Below are 20,809 nucleotides of genomic sequence, written 5' to 3' on the forward strand. Positions count from 1 at the left end.
AGGCAACACCAATAACAATCACTAATCACAAGTGATTTGTGATTAATTACTCAATATGCAGAGCAGGTATTTGAAGGAAAACACATCTCATTTCGAATTACAACTAATTGCTCTCTTTTATCTGAAGAAATGGTTAAATTCTTCTTCGATTCTGGGCATGAATTCTATTTGTTAATCAGTCTTGACGGGCCGCAGCAAATCCATGATAAGTCTAGGCATTACGCTAATGGCAAGTCCTCATACCAAACAGTTATAGACAATGTTCATATGGTTTTAGACAGCCATCCTGAACGCAACAAATATGTTCATTTTAATGCCGTAGTCGACACGAACAACATCTATAAAACAGTCTCTTCCTTTATAAATGATAAAGATATCGAAGATTGCGATGTTCAATTCAACTACCTGGAACGCAACGGACGTATCGCCCCCTACAATGACGAGTTCTCAAGTCAGCTAAATTACGCCTTATTTAAAGCAAGAATTATGGATGAGCGCGAAATCGAAAAAGGAAACCGCAACGATAGGCTCGCTTCATATACGCTTGCAAACATCAACCAAAACATAAAGCGATTTGCACCTTCGAACATCCCAGCAAAAGCTATACCCGGTGGCCCATGCGAACCAGGGGTTACGCGTCTATTTGTGACAACAGCAGGAGCGCTTCTTCCTTGCGAAAGGGTCAGCGAAACAACGAAGGAAATGTATATCGGCACATTGGATTCAGGATTTGATTTAGGTCAAATTGAAAAGATAATCAATGTTTCAAAGCTGACCAGCGATTCATGTAAAAAATGTTGGGCATTTCAGCTGTGCACCCAATGCATAAAAAGCGCAGATTGCGAAGGAGTAATAAGCCCTGATTACAAGCGAACAGCATGCGACAATTCAAAACGAATTGCCTTTGACCGACTTAATCAGAAAATACTTCGCTTTGAGCTTCATAGACATGAAGTGTCCATTGCAACAGCTCTAAAAAGGAACAAGCGATAAAAATCATGAAGACAATCGGACTTATATCTTTCACAAGAGCTGACTATCCTCTTCTGATTGGATTGCTAGGAAATGGCTACAATATCCGGGTATCAACGCCATGCGGCATTCTACCGGACGGCCTAGATGTCGCCAACCTTGTTAATTGCAAGGAAATTGGCATAAGAAATCGAATTAACTATGTAACGACAATCGATGAATCAGACCTGGTTGTCGTTTTATCGACGAAAGAAAGCGCCGCAGGACTCGTAGAATTTAGTAAACACGCTGAAACCTACGCTCATTCTGTAAATAAGACGGTTGTCAGCCAACTCGCCGCTGAACGAATCGAGTCTAGCAAAAGCGACATGCAGGAATTAGCCCTGATACCAAAAATTGTTGTCGGGAATCTATATACACCCGCCAATTCAACAATAACGTTCAGTAGCATCGTTAGCGAGATGAGAAAGCACCATCCCAATCTATGCGCGTTGAGCTTCAATCCTTTAAATGAAATCTGGGGCTGCAACACCCTTAGTTTTGATGGTGGCCAATCTGCCGTCATCAAAATGAATGAGCAGATCAACCTCATCATTGAGAATGATAAATCCGACCTAGCTCTATTAGAGACGCCCAATGTGCTTATGAAATACAACGACCACATTTTCGGAGATTACGGATTGGGGTCGATTGCTGCATGTCGAGCTTTCTGCCCTGACTTAGCCATTATCAATATCCCATACACGATAGCCGACTACGACATAATGCTAGGGCTCATGCCCGTAATTGAAACGCTTACGCAAGCAGAGATAGTTCAATTTGAAATTACAAACGAAGTACTTGACGCCACAGAGGGGTTGGAGACGCATGAATTTCAAATAAGCTATTCATCTAGCGATAAAGCTATTCAAGCAGCAAGAGAACTTCGACTAAGAGGAATACCCAGTTTCTCAGCCAGCTTAGATCCAGAAGAATCATTACTATGCTGCAAGACAATCGAGGACGAGTTGTTTGATTTCGATCTTGGGGTACTGAAATGACAGCATATTGTAAAGATGAAACCATCTACGCAGAAATCGAAAAAGCAATAAGCAATATTAGAGATTTGGATTTGACTCAATTTGATCAAGATCTAAGAAATCAACGATTGACCAATTCCCCATTCAGCTTGTCCTCATCGGATCTAGTTCGACTGCTAATTTTTCTTGAAAGCAGGTTTTCTGTTTACGTTGAGTACTCGTCGATTGAAAACATAGGGTTCAACAGTGTTGAGGAGGTGAAGAAGGTAATAGAACAGTCAGAAACAATCGAACAATGAAAGGCAAATCATGAGAAGTATTCGACCATTTAACATGCATGCAGTAAATAGCGTCATTCATTTTATTAGAAATTGCCCATGCGGTTATTGCAGCTGCATGTACTGCAACGTACTGCGTAATTCTCCGCACGAAGCAGAAGTCGGTTCCAATGCGATTGAGGCGATGACGCGTGGTGGCTACTGGTCCTAAATCGAGCAAGACAGCTACAAACGAATATCGAATCTCAATTGAAGGTAACCCTTATCCGCATGCTCTAGCTCTCACCAACCCAGTGGGAGACAACCTCAACATCAAAAGACATGGGTTCACGGGTCCACTAGGACAGCTATTGAGTCTTAAATACACCGTTTATGACGATACAAATGAAAAGCTCTTTACTGTCGTCGACGGTGGCTTTAGTAACATGCCCAGGGTTGCGCTCGTCATCGAACACAAGGAAGTTGCGGTGTTCGATTATGGCCTAAACAGACTTGAGATGAAGTGCATAACGAACATACCGAATTACTCAATAAAAGGTAACTTCCTTTTTGGAGATTACGATATATTCAGCCAACGGGAAGTGAGGGTATCTTCAGTTACCGTTCTTCAATGTGATAAACAATCGTGCTTTAGCATACAGGTTTTGGATAAAGCCGAATTAGCTGCCGCAATTGGCATACCCACAGCCATTGCCCTTCTTAGAGCTCGCATTGAAGAGCATCTCGAATAACTCGCAAATAGCAGTTGGTAGCAACGTTCAGGAGCTAGATAGTTTTTCTGGCTCCTGAAACTGTATTACATAGTCTGCAAATTGTTCAAAACCATGTCCATGATCCGCAATGATGACGATACGCTCTTTCATCTCCTGTGCAACCACCGCCTTCAAAAAGGATATCGAAGCATTATCTAAATTGTTGCAAGGCTCATCCAAAATAATAATAGAATAGCTGCTCAAAAAGGCCCTACAAAGTAATAGAGAAGCCAGTTCTCCGCCAGACAAATTGTGTCCCCTAGTTCCAATGATGGGATTGGCTTCAAATAATTTATCGAGGCTAAAACCCTTCAAAAGATAGATGAGTTTTTCAGAGTCAATATCTACAAGACCATAGTAAAGAGCCTTCCTGAAAGTTCCCCCCATTATCAAATGTCTTTGCGGCATAGTTGCGCAGGGTAGCTGGATTAAAGTCAAGCCATCGAAAATGACAGTAGACTCATTAACACACAGTCTGCCGGCAACTGGCGACAATAATCCATTCAATACTTCCAGAAATGAAGATTTGCCACATGCATTAGGGCCGCTTACTAAAACCAGACAAGGTGCCTGTATCGTGCAATCTGGAATTGTTATCCTCTCATTAGTTTCGCTCGACGAAAACGAGAGACTGATTCCTTTCCAACTAATTCGATCAGCGTGATCGAAGCATATCAAATTAGGTTTTCCAGCTTCCAAAAGACGACGTAATTCCAAGACACGGCGCAACGACCTAAACGACGGTTGAAGCTGAGCCCAACAATTCAGAACAAGAGGAAAAGGAGAATAGCATAGAAGCACAAGTTGATAACTCTGCACCGCAATCCCGACCGTCAGCCCGCGCTTTAACACAAGGAAAATAAGCAGCAGAACTGAAAGCAAGCCAGTAATGATGTTGCCAGCGTTAACTATTTCAGTTGCCAATCTCGCAAAGACACTCTCCTCAACTCGAGAGTTCCTGCAGGCTTTAAGCATCTTTTTATAGCGAAGTAATTCCAAGTTAATTGAACGAGAAATTCGAATGTAAAGTCGACAATTTATTAGTTGGGCTAAATAAGCAGAACCCCTCGCCTGGGCCTCCAATGCCTTTTCGCTCTTAGTCGATAGCTTACTAAGAGCGAACGGATATAGAAGCGAAATAAACAATGCCGAAACACAAACAGGGATCAAAAGCAACAAAGAGATATTAGATAGCGCCACAAACGATGCCAAACCCGTCACTAAGCACGGAAGAAACGCTGTTGTAAATATTCCAATCATCGGCTGTAGGTTCCCAGCCTCTTCAATGCGCGATAACAGGTAGTCACTGTCTTTTGCTAAAACTAAGGGCCGCTCTAAAGCGCGGCGGGCAAGCAATCTATAGAAGCAGTTAGCGCCATCGGAAGCCAATTGCTCCGCATATTTTGATCTGAACAGGTTTGTCACCAGCTCAACTGAGAGCAATACTAGCAGGCCTAACCCAATGTATAAAACGTTACGATAATTAGAGCGAAGCAGGCCATAGTCTATAATCAACGATTCAGCTTTAACAACAGACAGCTCTACCAGGGCAGATAAAATGCAGAGCACCATCAACTTGATTACTGTCGTCTTATTTTGAATAAAAAGCTCTGGCATATGTCCATCCCCTCAACTAATAATTATAGCTAGAAAGATGGCATTTTTATTCTATAGCCTCAAGCAGCACGCCTTGCTGACGTCAAATCTTGTCATTACGAACATGCACCTTAGCGCTTAAGACTCGTGGTCTGCCAGTCAGCTACGATGCGGGCCCATTTCCTGTGCAAATCGCGTTCACGGTCGATGAACATGATGGCAAACGCGATAAACAGCAGCACGCTCGCCACCGCAATGGCGTGCAGGCCCATGCGCTCAATACACCAGTTGCCCAGCACGGCGCCAAACACAAAGGTGAAGATCACGCCAAAGTACAGTACGCCGTTTTCCAAAAAGCCGCGCTTGTGGGTGATGATATAGTCGTCCACGTTTTGCAGGGCGTTGCGCAAGTTGCCGATGCACATGGTCGTGGCGATGCCGTGACCGTGGATCTTGCGGAAGCTCTCGACCTGCATACCGCAGGCAAATGAGGTAAGGCAGTTGGCAAGCAGGTTGAAATCGCCGCCCGGGATAAAGCTCACGCCCAGCAAGATGACGGCTTCAAAGAACACCGTCACCTGACGCCAGTGGATCACGCTGCCAAAACGCTCGTGTACCAGGTCGGCAAGCATAATGCCCACAGCAAACGAAACCACGGGGAAGAAGTAGCGCCCCGCCAGCGCCCAGTTGCCCTCCGAGATGCTTACACCCACGAGCAGGATGTTGCCCGTCTGCGCGTTGGCGAAAACATGATCGCGCCCAATGTACGAATACACGTCCATAAAGCCACCGGCGAGCGCCAAGATAATGCCCAGCTCAATGGACTCCGATATCTGTTTGGCACGCTGCATCGTCGTGCATCCTCCTTGTTGACGACCCTCTCGTGCGTTGGCGGAAACATAGCCGCCGTTCATACTGTAACCCATTGACAACATGGCGTGCGCGCGAGACGGGTTCTTCGACACGGGGATACACAGTCTGGAAACAAACGGCTCCCGCATCGACACGCCGATCCGCCAGCCCATGTACTCCACCAGTCTTTTTAGCCCCGTCCCAAAAAGACTGGTTACAATTACGTGCAGCATACAAACACCGGGAGGGATCGTGGCAAAAAAGCCTCAGCACGCTCAGAACAACCAGCGCAGTCAGCAGGGCAAACAGGGCCAGCAGCAAAGGCGCGGCGGTAAGGCGCAGGGTGGGCACACCACGCACACCCAGGCAGCGCCCTCACGCCCCTGGCGTCCGGGTCGCGATAAGTTCCTCCCCGTCAGCCGCGCCGACATGAACGCGCGCGGCTGGGACCAGTGCGACTTCGTCTACATCTGCGGCGACGCCTACGTGGACCATCCCAGCTTTGGCATGGCCATCGTCAGCCGCGTCCTTGATGCACACGGTTACAAGGTGGGCATTATCTGCCAACCCGACTGGACCGACCCCGCCAGCATCACGGTGCTCGGCGAGCCGCGCCTGGGCTTTCTCGTCAGCGCCGGCAACATGGACTCCATGGTCAACCACTATTCGGTGACCAAGCACCGCCGCCACACCGACGCCTATACCCCTGGTGGCGAGGAGGGGCACCGCCCCAATCGTGCCGTCACGGTCTACGGTAACCTCATCCGCCAGACGTTTAAGGATGCCCCCATCATCATCGGCGGCATCGAGGCGAGCCTGCGCCGTCTGGCCCACTACGACTACTGGCAGGACAAGCTCAAGCGCTCGGTACTACTCGACTCGGGCGCCGACATCCTCATCTACGGCATGGGCGAGCACGCGATCGTCGAGATCGCCGACGCGCTCGACGCGGGACTGCCCGTCGATCAGATCACCTATATCAACGGCACCGTCTACCGCACGGGTTCGCTCGACGAGGTCTACGACTACGACCTGCTGCCCAGCTGGGACGACCTTGCCGCCGACAAGCTCAACTACGCGCGCAGCTTTAACGTGCAGCAGCAGAATATGGACCCCATCACCGGACATCGCCTGGTAGAACCCTACCCCAACAGCGTCTATGTGGTGCAGAACCCGCCGTCGGCGACGTTAACGACCGATGAGATGGACGAGGTGGCCGAGCTCCCCTACGCACGCGATTGGCATCCCGACTACGACGCGGCGGGCGGCGTACCGGCCTTTGCCGAGATCAAGTTTTCCATTAGCTCCAACCGCGGCTGTTTTGGCGAGTGCTCGTTTTGCGCCCTCACCTTCCACCAGGGCCGCGTGTTGCAGATGCGCAGCCACGATTCGATCATGCGCGAGGCCGAGCTGCTCACGCGCGATCCCGAGTTTAAGGGCTATATCAACGACGTGGGCGGACCGACGGCAAACTTTAGCCGTCCTGCCTGCGACAAACAGCTCAAGCACGGCGTGTGCAAGAACAAGCGCTGCCTGTGGCCGAGCGTGTGCAAGAACATGGTGGTCGACGAGAGCGGCTACACGCAGTTGTTGCGCGACCTGCGCCAGCTGCCGGGCGTCAAGAAGGTCTTCGTCCGCAGCGGCATCCGCTTTGACTACACCATGGCCGACGCCTCGGACGAGTTTTTGCGCGAGCTGCTGGAGCATCACGTCTCGGGCCAGCTGCGCGTAGCGCCCGAGCACGTGAGCGACGCGGTGCTCTCCGTGATGGGCAAGCCGAGCCGCGCCGTCTACGACGCGTTCTGCCGTAAATTTGAACGCCTGAACCGCGAATACGGACTCAAGCAGTATGTGGTGCCGTACCTGATCTCGAGCCACCCCGGCTCGACGATGAAGGAAGCTGTGGACCTGGCCGAAGCCGTGCGCGACATGGGCTACATGCCCGAGCAGGTGCAGGACTTCTACCCCACCCCGTCCACCATGTCGACCTGCATGTACTACACCGGCGTGGACCCACGCACCATGCAGCCGATCTACGTGGCACGCGACCCGCACGAGAAGGCCATGCAGCGTGCGCTCATCCAATACCGCAAGCCCGAGAACTACAAGCTCGTACGCGAGGCGCTGGAAAAAGCCGGCCGTCGCGACCTGATCGGCTACACCAAGCATTGCCTGATTCGCCCCGTGCCGCCACGCCCGGGCGAGACATCTGCTGGCGGGGGGCATGGCACCGGCAAGAAGGGCGGCAAGGCCCACGGCGGCGCTGGCGGTGCCGGCAAGGGGCCCAAAGGCAGCAAGGGGCACGGCGGCATGTCGCGTGCGCAGAACACTGCCGGTCGCAATCGCGCGGCCCAGGGACGGCAGGGCGCCAACGGAGGCGGGCGTCGCAACTAGGGCAGCGGTGCGCTCGCCGCGTCCATCCCACACGCGCGGCGCAGCGACCGCATTGCCTCAACGAGGATGACGCCGGCGATAGCGACCGTAATTGCCACGTCGAACGGCGTGTTCACAAACCAGAGCAACGTCATGAAATACGACCCGGCATTAAAGGCAAAGTGCAGCAGGATCGTGTAGCGGAGCTTTCCGGTCGTCACGAGCACCCAACCAAAGATGAGGCCGGCGGCACCCGCGTAGCAACCCTGCACCCAATTCATGTGCATAAAACCGAAGATTGCCGCCTGCAGCACAATCGCCGCGGCGATACCCCACGTACTTGGGGCCGCCCAGGGCACCATGGTGCCGCCCTGCGCGCTCGCACGACGCCGGCGCTTCCAAAGTGGGCGGCACTGCGGATTAAACGCTCGGAGCGAAAACTCAAAAATAATGCCGCGCACCAGCAGCTCTTCACAAAATGGGGCGCCGAGCACCGTAGTCAGTACGGCCAGATAGCTGGTGTCGCCCATGCCTGTTTCCTCGACAAGCTCGCTGTAGTCGGCCGCGGCATCGGGCAACAGCGACAGCACGGCATCGGTCACGTAGCCAACGACCACCTGCAGGGCCAGGCCGATCACGATAACGCAGGCGATGCGCTTCCACGCCCCACGCGCTCCCCCGCCGAGCGGATGCTCGCCCTGCCGGCGTGCCATAAACGAACGCGGCCACAGATACCGCCACCACAGCAGCGCCATCAAAAACGATGCCGTCTGCGCGACGGCCTGAAGCAATTGAATGTCGAGATCATCGATCGAAAAACCCATGAACACCGACGCGACGCCAAGGGCGGAGAACAAAACGATGCTCAGGGCAATATCGGCAGCGACGACGCCAAAACAGGCAAGCGCCCAAATCATCGCATTGAGCATGCCAACCTCCTCAAAACCCGGCACTTGGGGACGCTCCTTAACTGCCGGCAGAAAAGGAACGTCCCCAAGTGCCGGCAGTTTGGGACAGTCATTGTTGATGAGAATCGGGCGCAGTGCCAAAAGCCCCGTTGGGCGAGATGTCGAACGGGAAGGTGCCGCAGCGATTGAACGCAGCGATAAACATGCGGATGGCGTTGGACGGCGTGGTGCCCACGAGCTGGGTTGCCGCCGCGAAGGCTGCCTTCTCCTCGGGCAAGACCTTCGCGACTACAGGGGTCATGTGTTCTGCCATGGCGCTTCCTTTTTGAAACGACGGTAGTGCGGATAGATGCGGGCCACGCGGCTGGGCGACGGGCTGTGAAGGCAACCCGATTGGCCCGCATCCGGAGTTTGTTTCTGCGGCGTTGGTATTACTTGGTATTCCTAAGTATTACCCCGCAGATAGAATATCACAACCGACTCTATGGGGACGGAGGAAAACGAATCATTTTGTTGTTGAGTCAGTATTTAGAGCGTGATGATGTCCGAGATATCGAGGGCCTGAGCATCGGCGACATCGTGCGTGGCAAGCAACAGCATACGGCCGTCGAGCAGGTCGATCACAGCCTTGGCCGTCGCATCGCGCGCGGAGGCATCCAGCCCGGTAAAGGGCTCGTCCAGAATAACGGCACCGCCCGGGCACAGCAGGGCTCGAGCGATCTCGACGCGACGGCGCTGTCCGCCCGAAAGCTCGGCCACGCGAGCATGCACATCGATTCCCGGCACCAGCAGGCGCAGCAATGCCGCGGCGCTCGAAGCATCCACGCGTACATCGGCGCACACCAGCACGTTTTCCAGCGCCGAGGCGGACTCGACCAGGCGCGCATCCTGAAACACCATCGAGCACGGCGCGCACTCCCCCGCTGCCAACGAAAGCAGCGTCGACTTGCCCATGCCCGAAGCGCCCATCACACAGATACGCCCACCCGCAGGCACGTTGAGCACCAGTCTGTCGAGCGCCGGCGCCCACAGCGCGCGATCGCCCACGGCAAGCGCAAGCTCCGCTGCAGCGCCATCGCTCGCAGCCCCCGCACGCCCGCGCAGTCCATGCCCATGCACCCGCACGGCCGCGCGCCACGCCACGGGTCCCGAAACCCGCAGCAGCCACACCAGCACGCGCTCGCACGCCCACGAGGCGGCAACGACCAGCACGGTCCAAGCCAGCAGGTCGGCCGTCTCAATCAAAAGCTTTGCCTGATAGATGCGCTCACCCACGGTGCCCACCGCCATGCCGATCAGCTCGGCTGCCACGCCGGCCTTCCAGCTCATGCCGATCACGGCACGGGCACACGAAAGCACAAACGGCAGGACTTCGCGCCAGGTATGAGCGCAAAACAGGCGCCATCCCCGCACGCCATGCAGGCGGAACATCTGCTCCAGCGGCTTAACCACTTGTGCCAAGCCCTCGACCAGAGAGAAATATACGCCCGGCAGCGCCATCAAAAAGACTGCCGCGATGCTCACGCGCGCCGACCCCAGCCAGATAAGCAACAGGACCACCACGCAGGCGACCGGCGTCGCCTTTACAAACGACAGCGCCGGAGCCACCAGGTGCGCAAACGCACGCGAACGTGACGAAATCCCGGCAAGTACGCCACCGCACACCGCGGCAAGCGCCAACCCGCCCAGTATCCGCGCGCCCGAGCCCGCCAAAATCGCCCAGGTACCGCCATCGCACACCAGGCGCAGCAGCGCCAAGGCAACAGCACCCGGCCCCGGCAAAATCAGCGGCTGCGCCACCAGCGCCGCCACCAGCATCCACGCGGCAAGCCAAAAGGCGGCGACGGCACCTACTGCCGCCACCGCCTTCATACGCTCTGTCATTTGTCGAGCAAACGCACGCACGGGCTACTCCAAGTAGTAGAAATCGTCAGCCGGAAGCTTACCACCAACGGCGCTCGCGTCCGCGTCGAACAGTACCTGCAGATACCCGCTAAGTGCCGCCTTCATATCCTTGCCCGTCTGGCAGACAAGCATGCACCCGGGAATCGCCTTCTCGGCGATCTTGGCGTTATCCACGATGCCGGCATCGACCACGGCCTGAGCCCAGTCTGCCGGCGCCGCATTGACAGCCTTAACGCTCGCCGCATGGCAGCTCAGGAATTCCGCCACGGCCTCGAGATGTTCCTCGGCAAACGCGCGGCGCACCACGGTCACGCCCGTCAGCAAACGGGAGCCCGTGTCACCCGCGAGCTCGTCCCACGCGTCGGTCAGGCTCACCGGTGCCGACAGACTGCCCTCGCTCTTGGCGATGGCAGCGGTCTTGAATGGCTCCGGCAGCACGCCCACGGCGGACGGGTCGGCAAGCAGAGCCGACAGCACCTCGGTGGGCTCGCTCTTAAACTCGAGCGTCACTTGACCGGTCAGGCCCGCGCGCTCCAGCAGGTAGTTCATGACGTACTCCGGCGTGGTGCCCTTGCCCGTCATGTAGACGGTACGACCCGCCAGATCGCCAAACGAGGCCACGCCTGCGTCGCCCGTCACAACGTTCAGCACGCCCAGCGTGTTGATGTCGATGACCTGCACCGCACCCTCGGTCTTGTTGTAGAGCACGCTCGCCAAGTTGGCCGGCACCAGGGCAATGTCGATATCGCCCTGAATGACCTTGGGCACAATCTCGTCGGCCGCGGCGCTGATCGCAAAGTCGAACTCATTGTCCGTCTCGCCATCGGCAGCCTGGTCCATAAACTGCACCAGACCGATCGACGTCGGTCCCTTGAGCGAGGCAACGCGCACCTCGACCGACTCAGCGGCAGCGCCACTCGCCGCAGACCCAGCAGCCGAACCCGCAGAAGACCTCGCCCCCGCAGCTCCGCCGCCACAGCCAACCAGCGCAAGCGACAACGCGCCCGCGGCAAGCGCCGAGGCAAATCCCCGGCGCGACATTTCAAAATCAAACGCGCGCATCGCTAGCACGTCCCCTCGTTAGGCATCGTCCATGCGTGATGGTCGGTATGCAGCAATCCCTCGGCCAGCGGCGACAGCGGCGCACCCAAGAACTCGCGATAGCACGCCTGGACATCGGGATTCTCGTGCGAGAAGCGAATCTTGGCGTTCGCATCGAGGCCCCACAGTACCTGGCCGCGCTCGGCTGCCAGCTCACAGCCGTCATGGATGGGCTGACCGCCGCCACCGACGCAGCCGCCCGGGCATGCCATAACCTCAACGAAGTCATAACTCACGCGGCCGTCGCGAATCGCGTCGAGCAGACGGGCAGCGTTTCCCAGCCCGTGTGCCACGGCGACGCGCACCTTGGTGCCATCGATATCGGCCACGGCCTCCTTCCAGCCATCGAGTCCGCGCACGTCGGTAAAGAAATCGGCATCCGGGTTCTTGCCCGTCACCAGGTAATATGCCGAGCGCACGGCGGCCTCCATCACGCCGCCCGTGGCGCCAAAAATCACGCCCGCGCCCGTGCCAAAGCCCAGCGGCGTATCGAGCGGCTCCTCGACCAGCGTGTCGACGCTCACGTGGCTCGCGCGGATCATGCGCACCATCTCGCGCACCGTCAGCGCAACGTCCACGTCGGGCGCGCCGCCCTCGCCCATCATGCTCGGCAGCGCACACTCGGCCTTCTTGGCCGTGCACGGCATCACGGACACCACGAACAGACGCTCGGGCTCCACGCCCAGCACCTTGGCGTAGTAGGTCTTGGCAATAGCGCCGAACATCTGCTGCGGCGACTTTGACGTGGACAGGCTGTCGACAAACTCCGGGTAGCGCGCCTTTACAAAGCGCACCCAGCCCGGGCAGCAGCTCGTAAACATGGGCCAGCCGCGGCTGTTACTCTCGCCCTTGGCGGCGGCGCCCAGGCGCTCGATCAGCTCGGAGCCCTCCTCCATAATGGTGAGATCGGCCGAGAAATCGGTGTCGAACACGTACTCAAAGCCCACGCGGCGCAGCGCGCAGGCCAGGCGCTCAACGGTGGCATCCTCGCGCGGAATACCGAGCTCCTCACCCCAGGCGGTGCGCACGGCCGGCGCTATCTGCACCAGCACGATCTTATCGGGATCGGCGAGAGCATCAAACACGGTCTCGGTGTCGTCGCGCTCGCGCAGCGCGCCCGTCGGGCAATGCGTGATGCACTGGCCGCATGCGACACAATCAGTCTTGCCGATGGGCGCGCGCCCGCGGGTACCCACGGCGGTGTGCGTGGCTCGGCTGGTCAGGTCCCAAATCCCTAGGCCTTGCACGTTCTCGCACACCTTGATGCAGCGCATGCATTTAATGCACTTGTCGTTTTCGCGGATGATGGGGAAATCGAAGTCCCAGCCCTCGCCCGCCAAATGCCTTTGATACGGCAGATAGAAAATGCCCAGGTCGTTGGCGATGGTCTGCAGGTTGCAGTTACCGCTGCGCACGCAGCTCGTACAGCGCGAGTCGTGCTGGGACAGCAGCAGCTGCACGTTGGTGCGACGCGCCTCGCGGGCCTTGGGGCTGTTGGTGTGGACCACCATGCCGTCGAGTACGTAGTTGTTGCAGGCGGCAACCAGCTGGTCGCAGCCCTCAACCTCGACCACGCACACACGGCAGCCGCCGATCTCGTTCAGATCGCGCAGATAGCACAGGGTGGGAATCTGGATGCCGACGGACTTGGCCGCATCCAGGATCGTGGTGTGCTCGGGCACCACGACCTCGCAGTTATCGATCGTGAGCTTGACCATGTTGAGTGCTCCGCTTTCGGTGTTGTCGCTGACAGTGGTTTTGTTGGGCTCTACCATTCCAGGTTCCTCCCTCCGCGGAACGCGCCAAAGCCAAAGTGGTCGCAACGCAGGCAGCGGCTTGCCTCCTGGCGTGCCTCTTCCTCGGTAAGGCCCTGCTCGACCAGATTCCAATCGCGGATGCGCTCGCCGGCCTCGCGCTCGCCCAGCTCGCAGCGGCCGCACTCGTGCTTGCCCTTAAACTGCACGGTCGGCAGCTCAACGTCGAGCTTGATCTTGTGGTCGAAGCCCAGGTAGCGGTCGATATTTGCCGAAGCAACGCGGCCGGCGTTGATGGCCCGGATGACGGTGGCGGGACCGGTCTGGCAGTCGCCGCCGCTAAAGAGGCCGTCGAAGTTGGGCACGGCGCCATCCGAATCGGTGACGACGCGACCCCACTTGCAGACGATGCCCATGTCCTCAAACGGCTTGGAATCGATGTCCTGGCCAATGGCCACGAACACGCGCTCGCAGGGAATGACGCGCTCGGGCGTCGCGGCGGCACGCGGGGCCGGACGACCGCGACGGGGCTCGCCGATAATCTGCGGCTGCACGCGCAGGCCGCTCACGCGACCGTCCTCGCCCGTCTCGATGGCGAGCGGCGCCGTCAGCTCCAGAACCTCGCAGCCCTCGGCCTGGGCACCGGCAATCTCGGCGTCCTGAGCCGTCATATCGCAGATGCGGCGGCGGTAGACAATGCTCACCTTTTCGGCACCGCAGCGCACGGCAGAGCGCGCCACGTCCATGGCCACGTTGCCGCCGCCGATGACGCACACGCGCTGGCCGCTCAGGTCGGGCAGCTCGTCGTCACCGATGGCGCGCAGCATCTTGACGGCCGACTCCACGCCGGGCGCCTCTTCGCCCGGAAGGCCGAGCTTCTTATCGCTGTGGGCGCCAATGGCCAGGTAGACGGCATCGAACTCGTCGCGCAGGCGGGCAAGCTCCTCGCCGTTGACGGAGTGATCGAGCTCAACGTCGATGCCGGCGCTCAAAATCCAGTCGATCTCGGCCTGCAGGCGCTCGCGCGGCAGACGATAGCTGGGGATGCCATAGCGCAGCATGCCGCCCAGGTGGTGGCGCTGCTCAAAGATGGTCACCTTATGGCCCATCACGGCCAGGTAGTAGGCGCAGGAAAGGCCGGCCGGGCCGCCGCCGATCACGGCGACGCGCTTGCCGGTGTTGTCCACTACATGCGGCTTGTGGTCGTTGAGCTCACCGTGCTCGACGGCAAAACGCTTGAGGGCGAGGATGTTCATGGGGTCGTCGACCATGCCACGGCGGCAGTGCATCTCGCAGGGATGCTCGCACACCAGGCCGCAGACGAGCGGCAGCGGATTGTTCTTGCGGATGACCTTGACGGCGTCGGCATAGCGGCCGGCCTCGACCAGCGAAATGTACCCGGGAATGTCGACGTGCGCCGGGCAGCCCGAAACGCACGGGACGCGGGCCTCGCGGTCAAAGCCGCAGGAGCGCTCGCGGATGTGATGCTCAAAATCGTCGCGGAAGCCGCGAATGGCCGTGAGTGCCATGGCGCCAGCTTCGTAGCCGATGGCGCAATCGCTCGAAAGATAGATGGTGCGGGCGGTGCGCTCAATCAAGTTGAGCGTGGACTCATCGGCGCGCCCTTCGAGCACATCGGCGAGCAGGTCGCTCAGCGCGCTCAGGCCCACGCGGCAGGGCGTGCACTTGCCGCAGCTCTGGGTGGAGCACAGATTGACGAGCGCTGCCGTAAACTCAACGGGGCACGGGGCGAGCGAACTCACCGCCAGACGACGTCCGAGCGCATCGTGCAGGTCGTCCATGACGGCCTGAGCGTGGCTGCGTTCCATTACGTGCAGTCGAGCCATAAGATCCCCTCTCACATGGCAGCCCGGAGGCGAGGCCGGGCGAAGTTGCTACACGCACAACACTGACCTAAAAAGTTGTTAGGTCTCCACGCAGTTCGGCAGGCGGTATGAAATGTCACCCTCGGCGGTGAAATAGAACATTACCGCAGATAAATGCCATATTTGGTAAAACGCGTTACCAAATGACAATGCCCCGCCCACGCAATCACGTGGACGGGGCATTGCTCCAGGTATGCGGCCAGCGACCCTGTTGCTTTTACTTAAGCTCGGGCCAGTAACCCTTGTTGGCCTCGATCATGTCGTCGAGAACCTCCTTGGCGACCTTCATCGAAGGCACGGTCTTGTTGAGCGTAAAGGCCTTGAGCGCCTTCTCGTACGAACCCTCGATCGTAGCCTCGACCACGAGCTTCTCGGAGTTCAGCTGCTGCATCATGAGGCCCTGCTGGAACAGAGGAATGTTGTCGCGGCTGATGACCTCGGGGCCATTCTTGCCAATGTAGGCAGGCAGCTCGACCATAGCGTCGTAGGGCATGTTGGGGATAGCGCCCTTGTTCTCGCAAATGACCAGGAAGCGCTGCTTGGTGTCGTTCTTCAGAGCGATAGCCAAATCGGCAATCCAGTCGCCGTGGCTGCCCGCATAGAACGTGCTCTCGTCGATCTCGCCCGTCTTCTCGTAGTGGTCGATGCCGTCGAAGAGGTTCTTCTCACGCGTCTCCTCAACCTCGTTAGCACGGGTGCGCTCGGGGTTGGAATGCTCGACGAACTCCTTCTGCTGCAGGTAGTAGTTCAGATACGTGTTGGGCAGGTACTCCGGGAAGCACTCCATGATCTCGTACTCGCCCTTCCAGACGTAGTACCAGCTGCCCTTGGTGTGGCGGTTCTGCTCGGGGTGCTCGTCAGTGGCCTCCTCGGGCTTCTTTGCCATGAGCGAGCCCATGCCCTTGAGGTAGGAGTCGGGCAGCAGAATCTCATGCTCCTTGATGTACTCGCGCAGCTGCGGGAGCACCTCCTCGCCCTTGTGGCGGATCGAGGTGAACCAACCAAAGTGGTTGAGGCCAAAGTAATCGTACTCGACATCCTTCTTGTCGATATCGAGCGCGGCGCAAACCACGTCGATGATCGCGATCGGCATGTCGCAGATGTTGATGATGCGAGCGTTGGGACGCAGCACGCGGCAGCCCTCGGACACGATGGCAGCAGGGTTGGAGTAGTTGAGAATCCAGTAGTCCTTCTTAGCGTACTTCTCAACGTCATCGATCAGCTCGACCATGGGGAAGATGGTGCGCATGCCGTAGGCAAGGCCGCCGCAGCCGCAGGTCTCCTGGCCCACGCAGCCGTGACGCAGCGGAATCTTCTCGTCCTGCTCGCGCATGGCATAGCCGCCCACGCGCATCTGGGCAAACACGAAGCTCGCGTCCGTAAAGGCAGTCTCCTTGTCGGTGGTCACCGTGAGCTTGATGTCCAGGCCGAGGTCCTCGTGCAGAATCCAGTCCACGAGCACGCCGATCTTGCGCTGGCGCTCCTCGTTGATGTCGTACAGACGAATCTCGTCAACGTCGAGCTCGTCCTTGCGCAGGGCGATGGATTTGACGATGCCGGGGGTAAAGGTGGATCCGCCACCACACAGAGTAATGATCATTGTTTACTGCTCCTTCTCAATTGCGTTTTCGACCTTGTCACGCATCTCGGCGACCTTCATGCCAAAGATGATCTGGATATTATTGCCGTTGCGGTTGATGCCGCTGTTGGGCACGTGGTTGATGAGGTCCTCATTGATGAGGTCCGGGTTCTTAACGTTCACGCGGAGACGCGTAAAGCAGTTCTCGAGCTCCTCGATGTTGTCCTTGCCACCAAGACCTGCGACCAGGTCGGCGATGCCTGCATCGACGCCCTCTGCGGGAGCCGCGGCAACAGCGCCCTGCTTCACCGCGACAGACGCGGCGGCCTCGCCCTCGGCAACGGACTCGGCGAGCTCGGACTCTTCCTCGCGACCAGGCGTGTGGAGGTTGAGCTTCTTAATAAGGAAGGTGAAGAGGAAGAAGTACAGAGCGGCGTTGACGACTCCAAGCACGAGCATCATCGGCCAGTTGGTCTTATCGACACCAAGGACCAGGTTGGAAACCACGATGTTGATGATGCCGCCTGCAGTCGAAGCGGGCACGGAGAGGACCTTGAGCAGGACCAGGAAGATACCGGAAAGAACCGAGTGAACAACAAAGAGCACGGGAGCGGCAAAGACAAAGAGGAAGTCCATGGGCTCGGTGACACAGGAGAGCACGGCGGTGATGATCAGCGGGATGATAACGGCCTTGGTCTTATCCTTGTTCTGCTTGTAAGCGGTGAAGATAAAGGCGAGACCGATACCGATGTAGGGCCACAGGTTGTTGAAGGTGTAGCTGTTGAAGTAGGTGCTATCGGAGAAGGGCTGGCCCGTCATTGCCATCTCGGCGACACGGATGGGATAGGCGCCGGCGATAACCTGATCACCCAGCGTCAGGGTGCCACCCACATCGGAGAACTGGAACGGAGTGTAGATGAGGTGGTGCAGACCGGTGGGAACGAGCAGCTTGTTGAGCATGCCGTAGATAAACAGACCGATGTTGCCCGACTCCTTAATGATGCCGGCAACGGAGGAGATGGCGCCCTGAACCGGAGGCCAAACGATGCAGAAGCCAGCGCCCATGATCCAGGAGATGATGATCATGATCAGGAACGGGAAGCGAACGCCCGAGAACATCGAAAGGGCAATGGGGAACTGCTTGTTCGAGTACTTGTTGAACACGGCACCGGTGATGCAACCAAGAATGATGCCGCCAAACACGCCGGTATCGAGCACCTGAATGCCCATAACGGTGCTCTGGCCGGTTCCGGTAAGACCGAGCATGCCGCTCGCTTCGGCAAGAGAGCCGGTGGCGTTGAGCACGATGTTGTTAGCCTGCAGGAACAGGAAGAACGACATCAGGGCAATCAGCGAAGCATGGCCCTTGTTCTTCTTTGCCATGGCGCCGGCGATGCCCACGCAGAACAGAATCGAGAGGTTGTTGATGATAAACATCAGCGACTGATAGACAACGGCGCCCACAAGCTGGAACGGGCCGGAGCCCAGCACGGGGACCACGGCGCAGATGGTCTTGTTGGTCAGAATGATGCCCACGATGAGCAGGATGCCGGCAACCGAGAGATACATCATCGGCTGAACGATCGACTTCGCGAACACCTCCAACGGCGCTTTGAAATTGAACTTCTTTTTTGCGGTCATAGCGGTACTCCCCTTCCTTTTCCGCAAATTGAGATAGCTGTGCCCTGGACAAGACCGCAAGCCTTGCCTTATATCAATCGATGTATGGGCACGTTATGCCTAGAGACCAGGTTCTCCAAGCAGGTTAACAATGTGATATGCGAGATAACTCTTCTCGGCATCGGTAACGACAACGTTATAGGTAGACGCTAAGTGGGCGGCAATTGACTCCGCACACGAGAACGCCCTCGGATACGTCGTTTCATCGATACGGAACAGCGCGTCGCCATTGACCTGCCCCGCCGCGGGATCGAGCGCTCGCTGCGCAAAAAACTGCAGATGGCGAACGAAACGCTCGTACGGCAACGAGGTGACGTCAAGGGTCGTGGCATAGTGCTCGGAAACAATCGCGAGCACGTCGCGAACAAGCTGGACCGAAACAATCAGACGGTCAGAGCGCTGCGGCATGGTGGCGTTGACGATATGCAGCGTAATAAAACCCTGCTCTTCTTCGCTCATCTGGATGCCCATATACTCCTTGACAATCTGCAGCGCACGGCCCGCAAGCGCATACTCCTTGCGGTAGAACTGCTGGATCTCGAGCAGCAACGGATTCTCGCAGGAGACGCCCTTGCGCTCGCGCTCCAAAGCAAGGCCGATATGGTCTGCGAGAGCAATGAGGATCTTGTCGTTGATATCAACATTGAGCTCTCGACGGAGCATCTGAACAATGTCCTCGGCAATCACGAGGTTGACGGTGGGGATGGACTCTAAAAGATGTGCCAAGCGGTCAATCGTACGCGAATCCCGAGAAGTGCCCTCCTGCAGCGCATAGGTCTTTTCGACCGATGCGTCATCGATAGCGTCGCCGGCATGACGGCCAAAGCAGAGGCCTCGACCGATGACAATGAGCTCGGAGCCATCGTCCGAAGTGACCATCGCGACGTTATTGTTGAAAACTCGCTTGATAACCACGGTACCCACCACAAGAATTTACTCGGAAAGCCAGACGACAGGCTCTTTAACAGTAACAGGGCCGGAAGCGTGCTCACGAAGAGTCGAGTTCTCCGAACGCTCGCACACGATAACGAAGACCGTGGGATCGAAGCCGGCGGCGCGGACCGCGTCAAAATCGACCTCGACGAGGGGCTGGCCCGCGTCGACATGGTCACCCTGAGCAACAAGCGCATGGAAGCCCTTGCCCTCAAGTTTAACAGTGTCGATTCCGATATGCAGCATCACCTGAGCAGAGCTGTCGTCGGACATGATGCCCAGCGCGTGCTCAGTCGGAAACAGCGCCGCGACGGTGCCGGAAACGGGAGCGCACACCGTTCCCTCTTGGGGAACCACGGCAACGCCATCGCCCACGGCACGGCTGCTAAAAGCGGGGTCATTGGTATTTTCTAGATGAACAAGCTCGCCGGAAACGGGAGCGAGGATTTCGAACTCGGAAGCTGCAGTCTTCTGCTCATCCGAACCGCCCATCAGGCGAGAAAAGAAACCCATGGTGGCATGTCCCTTCATAAATATAGCCCAACCAAAATCAAGCGAATGCGTCTAAAGAGACACACCCGTTCAAAGACTTTGGTTAGGCCCACGTCCGAGGGACTCGGTAACCTTCCGCATTTCTTTTTACGGGAGCTATTGTAGACAAGCCCAAAGCCAGAACAATCATTATGACCGGTGAACGGTATTTATTCTCCGATAAACGGTTTTTAGGCGATATTTGGATGTCTCTATAGTTTTGTAACCCTCGTGGCTATTCCCGGTGAGGCACCCGACCCCGTATCGCGGCGCATGTCGCCCCCAATCTGGGTATCCGGTGCATGGTGCCCTATTGTCTTGCATAATTTCGCTTGCGTCATGCATAAAAAGACGGGGGCACCCCTTCCCGTCCCAACGTACCCCCGCTTGGACCGTGCAAAAACCGGAGTATTCAGCATCGCGGTCCCCGTCGGCGACGCCGCGAATCGGGGAAGCCGCGCAATCGGCGTCATTTTGGGGCCCGGCGCGACGCGAAACGTGTGATATCGCCGCGCCGGACCCCGTCCGCCAACCCAAATAGTCTGTCGAAGGATCTCGCTGGCCCAAAAAGACGCTTCCGGTGCGTATGCAGCCGCCCCGGCCTGCTGAATACTCCCAAAAATGCACGGTGCACCCGAGGGGACCGGTAGCGCGCAGAGATGTGGTGTAAGAGGCGGGGAATGCCCCGCC

At 57.2% G+C, this 20,809-nt stretch carries 16 protein-coding genes; 4 read left to right on the forward strand and 12 right to left on the reverse strand.

Annotated elements, in window-relative coordinates; all coding sequences use genetic code 11:
• Positions 1-129 precede the first annotated feature (129 nt).
• The 3 genes from DW171_RS10110 to DW171_RS09235 all read left to right on the forward strand — a co-directional run bounded on the left by DW171_RS10110 (position 130) and on the right by DW171_RS09235 (position 3,000).
• Complete coding sequence (locus DW171_RS10110; protein ID WP_147352027.1) at positions 130-993, forward strand: hypothetical protein; 864 nt, start codon at positions 130-132, stop codon at positions 991-993.
• A 5-nt stretch (positions 994-998) separates the two neighbouring features.
• The gene (locus tag DW171_RS09225) at positions 999-2,012 is read left to right on the forward strand and encodes a hypothetical protein (protein ID WP_118271033.1); all 1,014 of its coding nucleotides are present in this window, start codon (positions 999-1,001) and stop codon (positions 2,010-2,012) included.
• Positions 2,013-2,463: 451 nt separating this feature from the next.
• Entirely contained in the window at positions 2,464-3,000 is a 537-nt protein-coding gene (locus DW171_RS09235) for a hypothetical protein (RefSeq protein ID WP_147327468.1), read from the forward strand.
• A 27-nt stretch (positions 3,001-3,027) separates the two neighbouring features.
• Here DW171_RS09235 and DW171_RS10405 read toward each other — a convergent pair whose 3' ends face one another.
• On the reverse strand, positions 3,028-4,638 hold the full coding sequence (locus DW171_RS10405) for an ATP-binding cassette domain-containing protein (RefSeq protein WP_117634850.1): 1,611 nt from the start codon (positions 4,636-4,638) through the stop codon (positions 3,028-3,030).
• A 110-nt stretch (positions 4,639-4,748) separates the two neighbouring features.
• Complete coding sequence (locus DW171_RS09245; protein ID WP_117634848.1) at positions 4,749-5,468, reverse strand: YoaK family protein; 720 nt, start codon at positions 5,466-5,468, stop codon at positions 4,749-4,751.
• Positions 5,469-5,721: 253 nt separating this feature from the next.
• Here DW171_RS09245 and DW171_RS09250 point away from each other — a divergent pair, with 253 nt between their 5' ends.
• Positions 5,722-7,863 carry a YgiQ family radical SAM protein gene (locus DW171_RS09250; RefSeq protein WP_233539148.1) on the forward strand — a complete coding sequence of 714 codons (2,142 nt, stop codon included), beginning with the start codon at positions 5,722-5,724 and terminating at the stop codon, positions 7,861-7,863.
• Here the strand turns inward: DW171_RS09250 and DW171_RS09255 are convergent.
• From DW171_RS09255 to DW171_RS09300, 10 genes are all read right to left on the reverse strand, one after another.
• A complete protein-coding gene (locus DW171_RS09255) occupies positions 7,860-8,771 on the reverse strand; it encodes a CPBP family intramembrane glutamic endopeptidase (RefSeq protein ID WP_147357358.1) in 912 nt (303 codons plus the stop codon). The genes DW171_RS09250 and DW171_RS09255 overlap by 4 nt on opposite strands.
• An 88-nt stretch (positions 8,772-8,859) precedes the next feature.
• Complete coding sequence (locus DW171_RS09260) at positions 8,860-9,063, reverse strand: hypothetical protein (protein WP_117734431.1); 204 nt, start codon at positions 9,061-9,063, stop codon at positions 8,860-8,862.
• A 215-nt stretch (positions 9,064-9,278) separates the two neighbouring features.
• Positions 9,279-10,655, reverse strand: a complete 1,377-nt coding sequence (locus tag DW171_RS09265) for an ATP-binding cassette domain-containing protein (RefSeq protein WP_147357359.1) — start codon at positions 10,653-10,655, stop codon at positions 9,279-9,281.
• A 3-nt stretch (positions 10,656-10,658) separates the two neighbouring features.
• Positions 10,659-11,717: an ABC transporter substrate-binding protein gene (locus DW171_RS09270; RefSeq protein WP_118271037.1), complete on the reverse strand. Its 1,059-nt coding sequence runs from the start codon at positions 11,715-11,717 to the stop codon at positions 10,659-10,661.
• Between the two features lie 2 nt (positions 11,718-11,719).
• Positions 11,720-13,474: a [FeFe] hydrogenase, group A gene (locus DW171_RS09275; protein WP_117639834.1), complete on the reverse strand. Its 1,755-nt coding sequence runs from the start codon at positions 13,472-13,474 to the stop codon at positions 11,720-11,722.
• 50 nt (positions 13,475-13,524) lie between these two features.
• A complete protein-coding gene (locus tag DW171_RS09280) occupies positions 13,525-15,357 on the reverse strand; it encodes an NAD(P)-binding protein (protein ID WP_117583958.1) in 1,833 nt (610 codons plus the stop codon).
• Between the two features lie 256 nt (positions 15,358-15,613).
• Positions 15,614-16,996 carry a 6-phospho-alpha-glucosidase gene (locus DW171_RS09285; protein ID WP_055310193.1) on the reverse strand — a complete coding sequence of 461 codons (1,383 nt, stop codon included), beginning with the start codon at positions 16,994-16,996 and terminating at the stop codon, positions 15,614-15,616.
• 3 nt (positions 16,997-16,999) lie between these two features.
• On the reverse strand, positions 17,000-18,616 hold the full coding sequence (locus DW171_RS09290) for a PTS transporter subunit EIIC (RefSeq protein WP_118271038.1): 1,617 nt from the start codon (positions 18,614-18,616) through the stop codon (positions 17,000-17,002).
• 99 nt (positions 18,617-18,715) lie between these two features.
• Complete coding sequence (locus DW171_RS09295) at positions 18,716-19,570, reverse strand: PRD domain-containing protein (RefSeq protein ID WP_233539149.1); 855 nt, start codon at positions 19,568-19,570, stop codon at positions 18,716-18,718.
• Between the two features lie 18 nt (positions 19,571-19,588).
• Positions 19,589-20,101: a PTS glucose transporter subunit IIA gene (locus DW171_RS09300; RefSeq protein ID WP_158566174.1), complete on the reverse strand. Its 513-nt coding sequence runs from the start codon at positions 20,099-20,101 to the stop codon at positions 19,589-19,591.
• Positions 20,102-20,809: the final 708 nt, after the last annotated feature.

The organism is Collinsella sp. AM15-2, assembly GCF_003471985.1.
GTDB lineage: Bacteria > Actinomycetota > Coriobacteriia > Coriobacteriales > Coriobacteriaceae > Collinsella.

Excerpts from the sequence above, each read along its gene's own strand:
- DW171_RS10110 (WP_147352027.1), top strand. The coding sequence starts at position 130 with ATGGTTAAATTCTTCTTCGATTCTGGGCATGAATTCTATTTGTTAATC.
- DW171_RS09225 (WP_118271033.1), top strand. The coding sequence starts at position 999 with ATGAAGACAATCGGACTTATATCTTTCACAAGAGCTGACTATCCTCTT.
- DW171_RS10405 (WP_117634850.1), bottom strand. The coding sequence starts at position 4,638 with ATGCCAGAGCTTTTTATTCAAAATAAGACGACAGTAATCAAGTTGATG.
- DW171_RS09245 (WP_117634848.1), bottom strand. The coding sequence starts at position 5,468 with ATGCAGCGTGCCAAACAGATATCGGAGTCCATTGAGCTGGGCATTATC.
- DW171_RS09255 (WP_147357358.1), bottom strand. The coding sequence starts at position 8,771 with ATGCTCAATGCGATGATTTGGGCGCTTGCCTGTTTTGGCGTCGTCGCT.
- DW171_RS09260 (WP_117734431.1), bottom strand. The coding sequence starts at position 9,063 with ATGGCAGAACACATGACCCCTGTAGTCGCGAAGGTCTTGCCCGAGGAG.
- DW171_RS09270 (WP_118271037.1), bottom strand. The coding sequence starts at position 11,717 with ATGCGCGCGTTTGATTTTGAAATGTCGCGCCGGGGATTTGCCTCGGCG.
- DW171_RS09275 (WP_117639834.1), bottom strand. The coding sequence starts at position 13,474 with ATGGTCAAGCTCACGATCGATAACTGCGAGGTCGTGGTGCCCGAGCAC.
- DW171_RS09280 (WP_117583958.1), bottom strand. The coding sequence starts at position 15,357 with ATGGCTCGACTGCACGTAATGGAACGCAGCCACGCTCAGGCCGTCATG.
- DW171_RS09285 (WP_055310193.1), bottom strand. The coding sequence starts at position 16,996 with ATGATCATTACTCTGTGTGGTGGCGGATCCACCTTTACCCCCGGCATC.
- DW171_RS09290 (WP_118271038.1), bottom strand. The coding sequence starts at position 18,616 with ATGACCGCAAAAAAGAAGTTCAATTTCAAAGCGCCGTTGGAGGTGTTC.
- DW171_RS09300 (WP_158566174.1), bottom strand. The coding sequence starts at position 20,101 with ATGGGTTTCTTTTCTCGCCTGATGGGCGGTTCGGATGAGCAGAAGACT.